10 protein-coding genes are annotated in these 14,566 nt (G+C 65.6%); 8 read left to right on the forward strand and 2 right to left on the reverse strand.

Going from position 1 to position 14,566, the window contains the following annotated elements:
• Nucleotides 1-440: 440 nt before the first annotated feature.
• The 8 genes from QCE64_RS04650 (at nt 441) to QCE64_RS04685 (ending at nt 10,766) form a co-directional block, all read left to right on the forward strand.
• Nucleotides 441-992 (forward strand): glycosyl hydrolase 108 family protein, encoded by a 552-nt coding sequence (locus QCE64_RS04650; protein WP_309929631.1) that lies wholly within the window; start codon nt 441-443, stop codon nt 990-992.
• A gap of 246 nt (nt 993-1,238) precedes the next feature.
• Complete coding sequence (locus tag QCE64_RS04655) at nt 1,239-1,334, forward strand: potassium-transporting ATPase subunit F (protein WP_309807913.1); 96 nt, start codon at nt 1,239-1,241, stop codon at nt 1,332-1,334.
• Nucleotides 1,331-3,139 carry a potassium-transporting ATPase subunit KdpA gene (gene kdpA, locus QCE64_RS04660; protein WP_309915023.1) on the forward strand — a complete coding sequence of 603 codons (1,809 nt, stop codon included), beginning with the start codon at nt 1,331-1,333 and terminating at the stop codon, nt 3,137-3,139. The genes QCE64_RS04655 and kdpA overlap by 4 nt, the downstream gene beginning before the upstream one ends.
• A gap of 85 nt (nt 3,140-3,224) precedes the next feature.
• Entirely contained in the window at nt 3,225-5,282 is a 2,058-nt protein-coding gene (gene kdpB / locus QCE64_RS04665; RefSeq protein ID WP_309919624.1) for a potassium-transporting ATPase subunit KdpB, read from the forward strand.
• A gap of 27 nt (nt 5,283-5,309) precedes the next feature.
• On the forward strand, nt 5,310-5,906 hold the full coding sequence (kdpC, locus tag QCE64_RS04670) for a potassium-transporting ATPase subunit KdpC (protein WP_309931547.1): 597 nt from the start codon (nt 5,310-5,312) through the stop codon (nt 5,904-5,906).
• 25 nt (nt 5,907-5,931) lie between these two features.
• Entirely contained in the window at nt 5,932-8,748 is a 2,817-nt protein-coding gene (locus QCE64_RS04675) for a sensor histidine kinase KdpD (RefSeq protein WP_310002848.1), read from the forward strand.
• 56 nt (nt 8,749-8,804) lie between these two features.
• Nucleotides 8,805-9,395 carry a GNAT family N-acetyltransferase gene (locus QCE64_RS04680; RefSeq protein ID WP_309929632.1) on the forward strand — a complete coding sequence of 197 codons (591 nt, stop codon included), beginning with the start codon at nt 8,805-8,807 and terminating at the stop codon, nt 9,393-9,395.
• 96 nt (nt 9,396-9,491) lie between these two features.
• The gene (locus QCE64_RS04685) at nt 9,492-10,766 is read left to right on the forward strand and encodes an amidohydrolase family protein (RefSeq protein WP_309915032.1); all 1,275 of its coding nucleotides are present in this window, start codon (nt 9,492-9,494) and stop codon (nt 10,764-10,766) included.
• Between the two features lie 57 nt (nt 10,767-10,823).
• Here the strand turns inward: QCE64_RS04685 and QCE64_RS04690 are convergent, their stop codons facing one another.
• Both QCE64_RS04690 and folD read right to left on the reverse strand, forming a co-directional pair.
• Nucleotides 10,824-12,935, reverse strand: coding sequence for a M3 family metallopeptidase (locus QCE64_RS04690; RefSeq protein ID WP_310002850.1), 2,112 nt, complete (start codon nt 12,933-12,935; stop codon nt 10,824-10,826).
• A gap of 152 nt (nt 12,936-13,087) precedes the next feature.
• A complete protein-coding gene (folD, locus tag QCE64_RS04695; RefSeq protein ID WP_309929639.1) occupies nt 13,088-13,942 on the reverse strand; it encodes a bifunctional methylenetetrahydrofolate dehydrogenase/methenyltetrahydrofolate cyclohydrolase FolD in 855 nt (284 codons plus the stop codon).
• Nucleotides 13,943-14,566 lie beyond the last annotated feature (624 nt).

The following is a 14,566-nucleotide window of genomic DNA, read 5'->3' on the forward strand; positions in this document are numbered from 1 at the left end:
GCATCAGCGCGACCGCCTCGCAGAACAACCATGTTCTCGAGGAAGCCTGCCTAAGTCGTTGACACCGGTGTCCAAAAAGCGGTGTGATACAGCCCGGCATTCTACGAAATCATTCACATCCGCCGTGACAAATGCGGCTTGCGCCGCGTGGTCCGTCCTGCGCGTTGCAGGTTCCGAAGCCGTGCCGCACGATGCTGCGCGCCACGGCTGCAATTCACTCCACACGGGCGATTCTTTCCCAGAACGGGCGTCAAGTTCCTCCTGAACTCGCTGATACTGGCTCCGCATCGCCGGACCTGCGGCCATGCTGCTCGATCAAGCAAACAAAGCCGATCGAGCGAGTGAAACAGTTGGTGATCCTGCTCATGCGAGCGAACGCAGTCGACCATCGCAAGGACGGCTCGCGCTCGTCTTTCACACTCACGCGCATCCTTGTTCAAATGAATCCGATCGACCTCATCGAAGAAACCATTGGCCTCGAAGGCGGCTATTCGAATCATCCCGACGACGCGGGCGGCGAAACCATGTGGGGCATCACCGAGGCGACCGCTCGCGCGTACGGCTATACCGGCCCGATGGACGAGATGCCGCGCGAAGTGGCCATCGACATCTATCTGCAAAGCTATTGGGAGGAACCGCATTTCGACGAGGTCAACGCCATCGACGAGGACATTGCCGGCAAGCTGTTCGACATCGGCGTGAACATGGGGCCTGCCACCGGCGTCCGGTTCCTGCAACGTGCGCTCAACGTGCTGAACGACCAGGAGTCCGCCTACGACGACATCTCGGCGGACGGACTCATCGGCCCGATGACGCTTGCCGCGATGCAGAGCTTCATCGATCAGCGCGGTAACGACGGTCGCCGCGTGCTGCTCGGCATGATCGCTGCCCAGCAGTCGGTGCGCTATGTGGAGATCGCGGAGGACGATCCGTCGCAGGAGAGCTTCGAGTACGGCTGGCAGTTGAACCGGGCGTTCAGCATCGCGGGCTAGGCGAGCCACAAGCACCACACGGGGCCGCGTCGTATACGCGATTTTTACACGCCGTCTCCCACTCTTGTCGCGCCCTTTACGCGGCTTTCCCTAATCTCCCCTTGTCCCGATCGCAGTGATCGCACAAGGGGAGAACCACACAATGGACCTGTTTTACCTCGCCGGCATTGTCCTGTTTTTGGGATTCTGCATGGCGCTCGCAAGCGGCTGCGAACAGTTGCGCCGCCATCCGCCGGGAGGCCGCCCATGAACGGCTGGATGATCGCATTGGCTTCCGCCGCCACGCTGCTGCTTCTCGTCTACCTCGTGTACGCCCTGTTGCGCGCGGAGGAGCTCGAATGAACGCCAGCAGTCTCATGCAGACGGCGCTCTTCATCGCCGTGCTGATCGCGCTCGCGCTGCCGCTCGGGCGCTATATGTCGAACGTCTTCGAAGGCACGTCGGTCGTCGTGCGCAGGATAGGACGGCCGGTCGAGCAGGTGCTCTATCGCGTCGCGGGCATCGATCCCGAAGCGGAAATGTCCTGGAAGCACTATGCGCTCGCCGTGCTGCTCTTCAACGGGTTCGGTGCGCTGCTGCTGTACGCGATCCTGCGTCTGCAAGCGGTGCTGCCGCTCAATCCGCAGGGCATGGCCGGCATGACGCCCGACGCCGCCTTCAACACCGCCGTCAGCTTCGTCACCAACACGAACTGGCAGGACTACGGCGGCGAAAGCACGCTCGGCTATCTCGCGCAGATGCTGGGCCTGACCGTGCAGAACTTCCTCTCGGCGGCGACCGGCATCGCGGTGGTCATTGCGCTGGTGCGCGGCTTCAAGCGTCATGGCGCGCAGACCATCGGCAACTTCTGGGTCGATCTGACGCGCGCGACGCTCTATGTGCTGATGCCGCTCGCCGTGGTGTTGGCGCTGGTGTTCGTCAGCCAGGGCGCGATACAGAACTTCAGGCCGTATGCCAACGTGCCCACACTCCAGGTCACGACGTATCAGGCGCCGCGCCTCGACGCCCAAGGCAACCCGATCAAGGACGCGCAGGGCAAGCCGGAGATGCAGGATCAGCAAGCCAGCACGCAGACCCTCGCCATGGGTCCGGTGGCCTCGCAGGAAGCGATCAAGATGCTCGGCACCAACGGCGGCGGCTTCTTCAACGCCAACTCGGCGCATCCGTACGAGAATCCGACGCCGTTCTCCAACTTCCTCCAGATGCTCGCGATCCTGCTGATCCCCGCCGCGCTGTGCGTGACCTTCGGGCGCATGGTCGGCGATGGACGGCAGGGTCACGCGGTGCTCGCGGCGATGACCATCGCGCTCGCGGTGGCCTGCGTCGGCGAGATCTCGGCGGAGCAGGCGGGCAATCCGCTCGTGACGAAGCTGCACGTGGATGCCCACGCCTCGGCGCTGCAGCCGGGCGGCAACATGGAGGGCAAGGAGACGCGCCTCGGCATCGCGCAATCCGGCCTCTTCACCGTGGTCACCACGGCCGCCTCGTGCGGCGCGGTGAACACCATGCACGACTCGCTGACGCCGCTCGGCGGTCTCGTGCCGATGCTGCTGATCCAGCTCGGCGAGGTCATCTTCGGCGGCGTCGGCTCGGGTCTCTACGGGATGCTGGCGTTCGCGCTGCTGGCGGTGTTCGTCGCGGGGCTGATGATCGGCCGCACGCCCGAATACATCGGCAAGAAGATCGAGGCCTTCGACATGAAGATGGTCTCCATCGTGATCCTGCTCACGCCGATGCTGGTCCTCGCGGGCACCTCGGTCGCCGTGCTGGCCTCGGCGGGCAAGGCGGGGATAGCCAACCCGGGCGCGCACGGCTTCTCCGAAATCCTCTACGCGTTCAGCTCCGCCGCCAACAACAACGGCAGCGCGTTCGCGGGCCTGTCCGTCAACACGCCGTTCTACAACCAGATGCTCGCCGTCGCCATGTGGTTCGGCCGCTTCGGCACCATCGTGCCGATCCTGGCGATCGCCGGCTCGCTGGCCGCGAAGAAGCGTCTCGCTGCCAACGCCGGCACCTTGCCCACCCACGGACCGCTGTTCGTCGTGCTGCTGCTCGGCACGCTGCTGCTGGTCGGCGCGCTCACCTACGTACCCGCGCTCGCGCTGGGACCGGTGGTCGAGCATCTCGCCATGATCGCTGGACAATGATTTCGAGGACTGCATGAATCACGAAAAACAAGCGTCTGCGCATCTCCCGGGCAATCTCGGCCAGGCGCGCACGGCGGCACGCTCGATGTTCGATCCGGCGCTCGTCCGCCCCGCGGTCGTCGATGCCTTCAGGAAGCTCGCGCCGCGCACGCAGTTGCGCAATCCGGTGATGTTCTGTGTCTACGTCGGCAGCGTGCTCGCGACCATCCTGTGGATCGCCGCGCTCGCCGGTCAGGCCGAGGCGCCTGCCGGTTTCATCCTCGCCATTGCACTGTGGCTGTGGTTCACGGTGCTGTTCGCGAACTTCGCCGAAGCGCTGGCGGAAGGCCGCTCGAAGGCGCAGGCGGCCGCGCTGCGCCAGGCCAAGCACAACGTGATGGCGAAGAAGCTCAACGAGCCGCATCCGAAGTCGCCGATCCGCATCACCACGTCCACCGATCTGCGCCGCGACGACGTCGTGCTCGTCGAGGCCGGCGACGTGATCCCCGCCGACGGCGAAGTGATCGACGGTGTCGCGTCCGTCGACGAATCCGCCATCACCGGCGAATCCGCGCCGGTGATCCGCGAGTCGGGCGGCGACTTCTCGTCGGTGACGGGCGGCACGCGGGTGCTGTCGGACTGGATCGTGGTGCGGGTCTCGGTGAATCCGGGCGAGGCGTTCCTGGACCGCATGATCGCGATGGTCGAGGGCGCCAAGCGGCGCAAGACGCCGAACGAAATCGCGCTGACCATCCTGCTGGTGGCGTTGACGCTCGTGCTGCTGTTCGCGACCGCCACGCTGCTGCCGTTCTCGATGTTCGCCGTCGAAGCGGCGGGGCAGGGCCAGGTGGTCACGATCACCGTGCTGGTCGCGCTGCTCGTGTGCCTGATTCCGACGACCATCGGCGGGCTGCTGTCCGCCATCGGCGTGGCCGGCATGAGCCGCATGATGCAGGCGAACGTGATCGCGACCTCGGGGCGCGCGGTGGAAGCGGCGGGCGACGTCGACGTGCTGCTGCTCGACAAGACCGGCACGATCACGCTGGGCAACCGGCAGGCGTCGTCGTTCAGCGCGGCGCCCGGCATCGACGAACGCGATCTGGCCGATGCGGCGCAACTCGCCTCGCTCGCCGACGAGACGCCGGAGGGCCGCAGCATCGTCGTGCTGGCGAAGCAGCGTTTCGACATCCGCGCCCGGGACATGGCGGCGCTGCACGCGAACTTCCTGTCGTTCAGCGCGCAGACGCGCATGAGCGGCGTCGACCTGCCGGGCCGCGAGATTCGCAAGGGCGCGGCGACGGCGCTGAAACAGTACGTCGAGACGCGCGGCGGGCGCTTTCCGCAGGAAGTGCAGCACGCGGTCGACGAGATCGCGCGGCGCGGCGGCACGCCGCTCGTCGTGGCGGAGTGTGTGAACGGCAAAGCGCGCGCGCTCGGCGTGATCGAGCTGAAGGATATCGTCAAGGGCGGCATTCGCGAGCGCTTCGCGGAGCTGCGCAAGATGGGCATCAAGACGGTGATGGTGACGGGCGACAACCGGCTCACGGCAGCGGCGATCGCGGCCGAAGCAGGCGTCGACGACTTCCTCGCCGAAGCGACGCCCGAAGCCAAGCTCACGATCATTCGCGAGCATCAGGCGCAAGGCCGGCTCGTCGCGATGACCGGCGACGGCACCAACGACGCTCCCGCGCTCGCCCAGGCCGACGTCGCCGTGGCGATGAACACCGGCACCCAGGCGGCGAAGGAAGCCGGCAACATGGTCGATCTCGACTCCAACCCGACCAAGCTGATCGAGATCGTCGAGATCGGCAAGCAGATGCTGATGACGCGCGGCTCGCTGACCACGTTCTCCATCGCCAACGACGTCGCCAAGTACTTCGCGATCATCCCCGCCGCGTTCGCGACCACCTATCCGCAGTTGCGCGTGCTGGACGTGATGCATCTGGCGTCGCCGTCGTCGGCCATCTTGTCGGCGGTGATCTTCAACGCGCTGATCATCGTGTTCCTGATTCCGCTCGCGCTGAAGGGCGTCAAGTATCGCGCGCTCGGCGCGGCCGCGCTGTTGCGGCGCAATCTGCTCGTGTACGGGTTGGGCGGCATCGTGTTGCCGTTTCCGTTCATCAAGCTGATCGACATGGCGATCACCGCGCTCGGCTGGCACTGAGCCCATCTTTTCAAAGGCAGAATCATGATGAAAACTTCATTGCGTCCGATGCTCGTGCTGTTCGTCGCGCTGACGGTGCTGACGGGCGTGCTGTATCCGCTGGCGGTCACCGCGATCGGCCAGGCCGTGTTTCCGCATCAGGCCAACGGCAGCCTGATCGAGCGCGACGGCAAGGTGGTCGGCTCGGCGTTGATCGGGCAGCAGTTCGATGCGCCGCGCTACTTCTGGGGCCGTCTCTCGGCGACGACGCCGAATCCGTACAACGCGGGCAGCTCGGGCGGTTCGAACCTCGGGCCGACCAACCCCGCGCTCGTCGACGAAGTGAAGGCGCGCATCGCCGCATTGCAGGCCGCCGATCCGGACAATCAGGAGGCCGTGCCGGTGGATCTGGTGACGTCGTCGGCGAGCGGGCTCGATCCTGAAATCAGTCCGGCCGCCGCGGCGTATCAGGTGGCGCGAGTGGCCCGCGCGCGCGGCCTGCCGGTTGCACGGGTCGAGGCGCTGGTGGCGCAGGCCACGTCCGGACGTCAGTTCGGCTTGCTCGGGGAGCCGCGGGTGAATGTGCTTAAATTGAACCTGGCGCTGGACCAGCAAGCAGAACCGGCACGTACGAGCGGAACCTGAAGCGCCAGCCCACCCGACACAGCGAATGCCCCGCCCAACTCCAGACGAGCTTCTCGACAAACTTCATCGCGAGGAAGAAAAACGCCAGCGTGGCCGGCTGAAGATTTTCTTCGGGGCGTCTGCGGGCGTCGGCAAGACCTTTGCGATGCTGCAGGCCGCGCGCCGGCGCCGCGACGAAGGCGGCGAAGTGCTGGTGGGCGTGGTCGAGACGCATGGACGCAAGGAAACGCTCGCGCTCGCGCAGGGGCTCGACAGCTTGCCGCCCGCGCGGATCGACTATCGCGGCCGCGTGCTCGCCGAGTTCGATCTCGACGCCGCGCTGCAGCGCAAGCCGCAACTGATTCTCGTCGACGAACTCGCGCACGCCAACGTGCAGGGCGCGCGCCATGTGAAGCGCTGGCAGGACGTGCAGGCGTTGCTGGATGCGGGCATCGATGTCTACACGACCGTCAACGTCCAGCATCTCGAAAGCCTCAACGACATCGTCGGGCGGATTACCGGCATCCGGGTCCGCGAGACGATCCCCGACCGCATCTTCGATCTCGCCGACGAAGTCACGCTCGTCGATCTGCCGCCCGAAGAACTGCTCGACCGCCTGCGCGATGGCAAGGTCTACGTGCCGCAGCAGGCCGCGCATGCCGTGCGCAACTTCTTTCGCAAGGGCAACCTGATCGCGCTGCGCGAACTGGCCTTGCGCCGCACCGCGGACCGCGTCGATGCGCAGATGCGCGAGTATCGTGCCGACCAGTCCATCGAGCACATCTGGCGGGCGCGCGAGCGGCTGATTGCATGCATCGGGCCGGGACCGGAGAGCGCGACGCTGGTACGCGCGGCGGCGCGTCTCGCTGCGGCGCTGAAGGCGGACTGGCTCGCCGTCTATGTCGAGACGCCGAAGCTGCAGCGCCTCTCCGACGAACGCCGCACCCGCACGCTCGACGCGCTCAAGCTCGCGGCCGAACTCGGCGCGGAAACGGTCACGCTCGATGGCGCCGATGCCGCCGCGACGCTCATCGATTATGCGCGGCTGCGCAATGTCTCGAAGCTGGTCGCGGGGGCGTCGGCGGCGCGCGGCTGGCGGCGGCTCTTCGATGCCCCGGTGAGCGAGCGCATCCTCCAGCGCGGCCCGGATATCGACGTGACGCTGGTGGCGACTGGCGCCCGCGACGAACCGGGCGGCACGCAGGCGCCGCGTCCGGGCGCGCTCGCCGCGTGGCGCGACGGCGCGCACTCGCCGCCGCGCGCGTATGGCATCGCGCTCGCGATCGGCGCGGGCATCACGCTGCTGGCGGACCTGCTTGCCGCGCGTCAGTTCGCGATCACCAATCTCGTGATGCTCTACCTGCTCGGCGTGGTCTTCACGGCGGTGCGGCTCGGGCGCGGGCCGGGCGTGATGCTGTCGTTTCTCTCGGTCGCGGCCGTCGACTTCTTCTTCGTGCCGCCGCAACTGTCGTTCTCGGTCACGGACACACAGTATCTGCTGACCTTCGGCGTGATGCTGCTGACCTCGCTCACCATCAGTCATCTCACGTCGAGCCTCAGGCGCCAGGCGCGCATCGCGTCGCTGCGCGAGCGCAGGACCGGCGCCATGTATGCGATGACCAAGGAGTTGGGCGCGGCGTTGATGACCGGGCAGATCGTCGAGATCGGCGTGCGGCATGTGGCCGAGGTTTTCCAGGCGAAGGCCGCGATCCTGCTGCCCGACGCGGCGGACAAGGTGCGCCGGAACGTGGTCGAGGAGGGCGGCATCGGACTGGATGAAATCTCCCTCGATAGCGATGTCGCGCAATGGGTCTACGACCAGCAGCGTCCGGCGGGCCGCGGCACCGACACCTTGCCGGCAAGCCGTGCGCTGTATCTGCCGCTGAAGGCGCCGATGCGCACGCGCGGCGTGCTTGCGCTCGTCACCGGGCGCGAAGGCGAGTTCGCGGTGCCCGAGCAGCGCCGCATGATCGAGACCTTCGCGGCGCAGATCGCGCTTGCGCTCGAACGCGTGCATTACGTCGAGATCGCGCAGGATGCGCTCGTCAACATGGAATCGGAGCGGTTGCGCAACTCGCTGCTGTCGGCGATCTCGCATGACTTGCGCACGCCGCTGACGTCGATCGTCGGCTTCGCGTCCGTGCTGGAGGAACAGGCGCGCGAGGCGGGCGGCGGCAACCCGGAAACTTCGCGCGAACTGGTGCAGGCGATCCACGAGGAAGCGCTGCGCATGAGCGGACTCGTGATCAATCTGCTCGACATGGCGCGGCTGCAAGCCGGTTCGGTGCGGCTGAACCGGCAGTGGTCGATGCTCGAGGAAACCGTCGGCGCGGCGCTCGCCGCGTCGCGCCGCGTGCTCGCGGGCCGGGCGGTGCGCACCGACGTGCCGGCGGCCTTGCCCTTGCTCGAACTCGATGCGGTGCTGATGGAACGGCTCTTCGCCAATCTGCTGGAGAACGCGGCGAAGTACACGCCGCCGGGCACGCCGGTGGCGATCGGCGCCGCGCTGGTCGAGGCGGATGATCAGGATGACGGGGGCAATGCGCGTGTCGTGCGCGTGCATCTCGACGACGACGGCCCGGGCGTGCCCGAGGCGCTGCGGGCGCGTCTGTTCGACAAGTTCACGCGCGGCGAGAAGGAATCGGCGCAGGCGGGAATCGGGCTGGGCCTTGCTATCTGCCGTGCGATCGTCGAGGCGCACGGCGGGAAGATCGGCGTCGAGAATCGGCGGGACGGCGAAGGCCGCGTGTCGGGCGCGCGCTTCTGGTTCACGCTGCCGGTGAGCGACGCTGCACCACTGGACGTGCCCGATCATGTGCCCGATGACATCCCGCCCGGCGAACCTTCTTCGCGGGAAGCGTAGGGCTTGGGTCCACAGCGCTTTATGATGTGCGCTCGATCCACGAAAGATGACCGGCCATGAGCGAATCCCAACCCACGTTGAGCGGCACGCGCGTGCAGCTCCGGCCACTGCGGCGCGAAGACCGCGCCGCTCTGCTCGCGGCCGCCGCCGACGGCGAACTGTGGAATCTGCGCGTGACGGTGGTGCCGAACGAGGACACCATCGACCGCATGATCGACACCGTCTTCGCGGACCGCGACGCCGGCACGGTCATGCCCTTCGTGATCGTGCGGCGTGAGGATGGACGCGTTGTCGGCAGCACGCGCTTCTGGAAGATCGACCGCGTCAACCGCAAGTGCGAAATCGGCAGCACATGGCTGGCGGCCTCGGCGCAGCGCACCGGCATCAATATCGAGGCGAAGCTGCTGATGCTCACGCATGCGTTCGAGGTCATGCATTGCGTGCGGGTGCAGTTCACGACCGACGAGCTCAACGAGAAATCCCGCGCCGCCATTCTCGGCATCGGCGCGCAGATGGAAGGGATCGTGCGTCACGAGCGCATCATGCCGGATGGCCGCAAGCGCAATTCAGTGCGCTTTTCGATCATCGATGACGAATGGCCCGGCGTGAAGGCGATGCTCGAAGCGAGGCTCAGGCGGACGGCCTGATCGCTGCGTTGTGCTGCCGCCGTGCTGCACCGCATTTCTGTCCCGCTACAATCAAACCAGACACCGGACACACGGCCCGGGACGGAGGCTTCGCACATGGATTTGATCATTCGCCGCGCGGCGCTCGCAGGAGCGCGCGAACTCGTCGATATCGGCATGGATGCCGGGCGTATCGCCGCCATCGAGCCGCATCTCTCCGCCGCCGCGCGCGAGGAAATCGATGCTGCCGGTGCGCTCGTCACGCCGCCTTTCGTCGATGCGCACTTCCACATGGACGCCACGCTGTCCTATGGCCTGCCGCGCGTGAATGCATCGGGCACGCTGCTCGAAGGCATCGCGCTGTGGGGCGAACTGAAGCCCGATCTCACGCAGGAAGCGCTCGTCGAACGGGCGCTGCAATACTGCGATTGGGCCGTGGCGCGCGGGCTGCTCGCCATTCGCTCGCACGTGGATGTATGCGACCCGCGCCTGCTGGCGGTCGAGGCGCTGCTCGAAGTGAAGCGGCGCGTGAAGCCCTATCTCGACCTGCAACTCGTCGCGTTCCCGCAGGACGGCGTGTTGCGCAGCGCCGGCGCTTTCGACAACCTGAAGCGTGCGATCGCGCTGGGTGTCGATGTGGTTGGCGGCATTCCGCATTTCGAGCGCACGATGGCGGACGGCGCCGCATCGGTGAAGCTGCTGTGCGAATTCGCGGCTGAACAGGGCTTGCGCGTTGACATGCATTGCGACGAGTCGGACGATCCGATGTCGCGCCATATCGAAACCCTGGCCGCCGAGACGCACCGGCTGGGCTTGCAAGGACGCGTGACGGGTTCGCATCTGACCTCGATGCACTCGATGGACAACTACTACGTGAGCAAGCTGATCCCGCTGATGCGCGAATCCGGCGTGGCGGCGATTGCCAATCCGCTCATCAACATCACGCTCCAGGGACGCGCCGATACCTATCCGAAGCGGCGCGGCATGACGCGCGTGCCGGAGTTGATGGCGGCGGGCGTCACGGTTGCGTTCGGCCACGATTGCGTGATGGATCCGTGGTACAGCCTCGGCTCGGGCGACATGCTCGAAGTCGCGCACATGGGGCTGCACGTGGCGCAAATGACGGGCGTCGAGGCGATGCGCGCCTGCTTCGAGGCCGTCACGGTCAATCCGGCGCGCATCCTCGGGCTGGAGGGCTATGGGATCGAAGTGGGCTGTCACGCGGACTGCGTGGTGCTCGATGCGCGCGATCCGATCGAGGCCATACGCCTGCGCGCGGCCCGCACGGCCGTGGTGCGAAGAGGGAAGGTGGTGAGCCGCAGTCCCGCCGTGCGCGCGACGCTGGCTTTGGAAGGCCGGCCCGGTGAAGTGGACTTTCGCATCAGCAGATAACAAAACGCCGGCATCCATGGGATGCCGGCGTCTCGAGCCGTGCGAGTCAGCGTGCTATCAATGCACCGCTTGTCCCGACATGCCGTTATGCCGCAGCAACGCATCGATGTCCGGCTCGCGGCCGCGGAACGCCTTGAACGATTCCATTGCAGGGCGGCTGCCGCCCACTTCCAGAATCTCCCGGCGATAGCGCATGCCCGTTTGCCCGTCCAGCACCGAACCGCTGCCGAGCTTCGCGGCTTCCTCGAACGCGGCGTACGCGTCGGCGGACAGCACTTCGGCCCACTTGTAGCTGTAGTAGCCCGCCGCGTACCCGCCCGCGAAGATATGGCTGAAGGTGTTCGGCCAGCGCGAGAACGGCGCCTGCGGAATCACGTGGAACTGCTCGTTGATCGCGCGAGCAAGGTCGTTCACGTTCTGCGTGCCGTTGGCCGGATCGTAGGACGTGTGCAGCACCATGTCGAACATCGAGAAGACGATCTGGCGCAGGGTGCCCAGTCCGCTCTGGAAGTTCTTCGCGGCGAGCATCTTGTCGAAGAGATCGCGCGGCAGCGGCGCGCCCGTGTCCACGTGGGCGGACATGTCGGTAAGCACGTCCCACTCCCAGCAGAAGTTCTCCATGAACTGCGACGGCAGTTCGACCGCATCCCACTCGACGCCGTTGATGCCCGACACGCCCAGCTCGTCGATGCGCGTCAGCATGTGATGCAGGCCGTGGCCGAACTCGTGGAACAGCGTGATGACTTCGTCGTGCGTGAAGCAGGCGGGCTTGCCGCCCACGGGCGCCGAGAAGTTGCAGGTGAGATACGCCACCGGCGTCTGCACGCCGCCCTGGACGCGCTTGTGACGCGAGCGGGCGTCGTCCATCCAGGCGCCGCCGCGCTTGCCTTCGCGCGCGTAGAGATCCAGATAGAACTGTGCGACCAGTGTGCCGTCCGCATTCTCGACGCGGAAGAAGCGCACGTCGGGGTTCCACACGGCGGCTTCATCGCGGCGGATCGACACGTTGAAAAGCGTCTCAGTGACCTTGAACAGACCCTTCAGCACGGCTTCCTGCGGGAAGTATTGCTTGACCTCGTTTTCCGAGAACGAGTAACGCTTCTGGCGCAGCTTCTCGGCTGCGTAGGCGACGTCCCACGGCTGCAGCTCGGGCATGCCGAGCTCGGTCGCGGCGAAGGCGCGCAGTTCCATCCAGTCGTTTTCCGCGTAGGGACGCGCGCGGGTGGCGAGGTCTTCGAGGAACGCGATCACCTGCGCCGGCGATTCGGCCATTTTCGGGGCCAGCGACACTTCAGCGAAGTTCTGATAGCCGAGCGTCTTCGCTTCCTCGTCGCGCAGGGCGAGGTTCTCGACGATGTTCGCCGTGTTGTCCCACTCGGCCTTGCCGCCGCCGTAGGTTTCACCGAGTTCGGATGCACGCGTGACGTAGGCGCGGTACATCGCTTCACGCATCGGACGATGCTCGGCGTATTGCAGCACCGGGAAATACGACGGGAAATGCAGCGTGAATTTCCAGCCGTCCTTGCCGTCGCGCTGGGCCGCTTCGCGCGCGCCTTCGATCACGTCGTCGGGCAGGCCGGCGAGATCGCTTTCCTGCGTGACGACATACGAGTAGGCGTTGGTGGCGTCGAGTACGTGATCGGAGAACGCCTTCGAGAGCGCCGCCTGTTCTTCCTGCAACTGCGCGAAGCGCGGCTTGCGGTCTTCGGGCAATTCGGCGCCGGACAGACGGAAGTCGCGCAGCGAGTTGTTGAGGATTTTCTTGCGCTCGGCGCTCAGGCCCGCGAATTCCGGACCGGCGGCGATGGCCTTGTATTTCTCGTACAGCGCGAGGTTCTGGCCGACGCTCGCGGAAAATTCGGTCACGCGCGGCAGGTTTTCGGCATGGGCGGCGCGCAGTTCCGGGGTATCGGCGACGGCGTTCAGATGGCCGATGACGCCCCACGCGCGCGACAGCTTTTCCGATTCCAGTTCGACCGCCTCGACGACGTCCGTCCAGGTAGCGGGCGTGTCCGGCGCGGCCGCCCGATCCACGGCGCTTCGTGCCGCCGCCAGCAGGACATCCAGCGCGGGCGTGACGTGTTCGGGACGGATCTCGCCGAAACGCGGCAGATCGGAGAAATCGAGCAGCGGATTGGCCGCTGCCGGGGTGGACGTGGTGTCGCTCATGGCTCTCCCGTTCTGGTGTTGGGTGAAGCCCCGGCGGGACAGCGCGCCTGGCGCCGGGTTCTCTCAAGGATTATTGGGGCGGGCGGGGCAAATTCCAATCGATAGTTTTTTCAGGATGCGAGATTGTTTCAAACCCGGTCTGAGCTACGGGTTCAGCCCTGCGCCGCGCGCTCCGCTGCTTCGATGGTATTGACGAGCAGCATCGTGATGGTCATCGGGCCGACGCCGCCCGGCACCGGCGTGATGTAGCCGGCCACTTCCTTCACGCGGGCGAAATCGACGTCACCGCACAGCTTGCCTTCGTCGTTGCGGTTCATGCCGACGTCGATCACCGTCGCGCCCGGCTTCACCATGTCGGCGGTCAGGATGTCGCGGCGGCCGACCGCGGCGACGATCACGTCCGCTTCGCGCGCGTGCTTCGCCAGATCGCGGGTCTTGCTGTGACAAATGGTGACAGTGGCGCCTGCTTCGAGCAGCAGCAGGGCCATGGGCTTGCCGACGATGTTCGAACGGCCGATCACAACGGCATTCGCGCCCGTCAGGTCGATGCCGTGCGCCTCGAACATTTTCATCACGCCGTAGGGCGTGCACGGGCGGAACAGCGGCTTGCCGGTCATCAGCGCGCCTGCGTTCGCGACGTGAAAGCCGTCGACGTCCTTTTCCGGGGCAATGGCCTCGATGACCTTGTGGCTGTCGATGTGCGCCGGAAGCGGCAATTGCACGAGGATGCCGTGGATGGCGGCATCGGCATTGAGCTTCGCGATGTGCGCGAGGAGTTCGGCTTCGGTGAGCGTCGCGGGAAAGCGGTCCATCACGGAATGAAGACCGTTGTCGTGGCACGCCTTCACCTTGTTGCGCACATAGACCTCGCTCGCCGGGTTGTCGCCCACCAGCACGACGGCGAGGCCCGGCTTGTGCCCGCGGGCGGAGAGAGCGGCGGCGCGCTGGGCGACTTCGGCGCGAAGGGTCTTGGAGAGGGCGTTGCCGTCGATGAGTTGGGCGGTCATGGTGAATCGTGTGGGATGAGCGAGGGGGCGGTGCGAGGAATCGAGTCGGGCCGAGGTGCGGACGCGGCTCGGTGTGGATCAGTGTGGTTCAGGTGTAAGTATACCGTGCCTCCATGGATGGGGTAACGGAGCACTGAATTCTTGCGAGTTCTGATGCATTTTCAAACATCGATTGAAATGTTTTGTTTCCGCCCGGTTTTATGTTCACCCTGTTATTTCGAACGTTCAGTCATCTGGTAGTTTTCTGAAGACGATTTATAAAGAATAGATCGAGCGCATGCGCGCTATATATCTGAGCGCGGACCTGAATTTCAGGGTGGTGAAGCAAGCGAAAATCCAGAGACCCTTATCCGGTCACTCGGCAACACGGCTTTGTATATCCAGCACAATGGGCTCTACTACCGGGTAATGTACAGCCGGTCAAACTCCCTGTTTCTCGTGAATCCATCGGCTGTCAGTGCTGAAACGGCCTTCTACAAATTGAGAGTTTCGAAAAGCGAATGGCGAGTTTTTGAACATCGGAGCGCTTGGGTCGACCGCGACTACTGAATCATCGCGCGTCGGCCTGTCCGACGCAGTATTGTCGAACAGAAAAAGACGTTTATATTGAGCCGCTTCAGAAGT

Source organism: Caballeronia sp. LZ043 (assembly GCF_031451075.1).
Taxonomy (GTDB): Bacteria; Pseudomonadota; Gammaproteobacteria; order Burkholderiales; family Burkholderiaceae; genus Caballeronia.

Excerpts from the sequence above, each read along its gene's own strand:
- QCE64_RS04650 (WP_309929631.1), top strand. The coding sequence starts at position 441 with ATGAATCCGATCGACCTCATCGAAGAAACCATTGGCCTCGAAGGCGGC.
- QCE64_RS04655 (WP_309807913.1), top strand. The coding sequence starts at position 1,239 with ATGAACGGCTGGATGATCGCATTGGCTTCCGCCGCCACGCTGCTGCTT.
- kdpA (WP_309915023.1), top strand. The coding sequence starts at position 1,331 with ATGAACGCCAGCAGTCTCATGCAGACGGCGCTCTTCATCGCCGTGCTG.
- kdpB (WP_309919624.1), top strand. The coding sequence starts at position 3,225 with ATGTTCGATCCGGCGCTCGTCCGCCCCGCGGTCGTCGATGCCTTCAGG.
- kdpC (WP_309931547.1), top strand. The coding sequence starts at position 5,310 with ATGAAAACTTCATTGCGTCCGATGCTCGTGCTGTTCGTCGCGCTGACG.
- QCE64_RS04675 (WP_310002848.1), top strand. The coding sequence starts at position 5,932 with ATGCCCCGCCCAACTCCAGACGAGCTTCTCGACAAACTTCATCGCGAG.
- QCE64_RS04680 (WP_309929632.1), top strand. The coding sequence starts at position 8,805 with ATGAGCGAATCCCAACCCACGTTGAGCGGCACGCGCGTGCAGCTCCGG.
- QCE64_RS04685 (WP_309915032.1), top strand. The coding sequence starts at position 9,492 with ATGGATTTGATCATTCGCCGCGCGGCGCTCGCAGGAGCGCGCGAACTC.
- QCE64_RS04690 (WP_310002850.1), bottom strand. The coding sequence starts at position 12,935 with ATGAGCGACACCACGTCCACCCCGGCAGCGGCCAATCCGCTGCTCGAT.
- folD (WP_309929639.1), bottom strand. The coding sequence starts at position 13,942 with ATGACCGCCCAACTCATCGACGGCAACGCCCTCTCCAAGACCCTTCGC.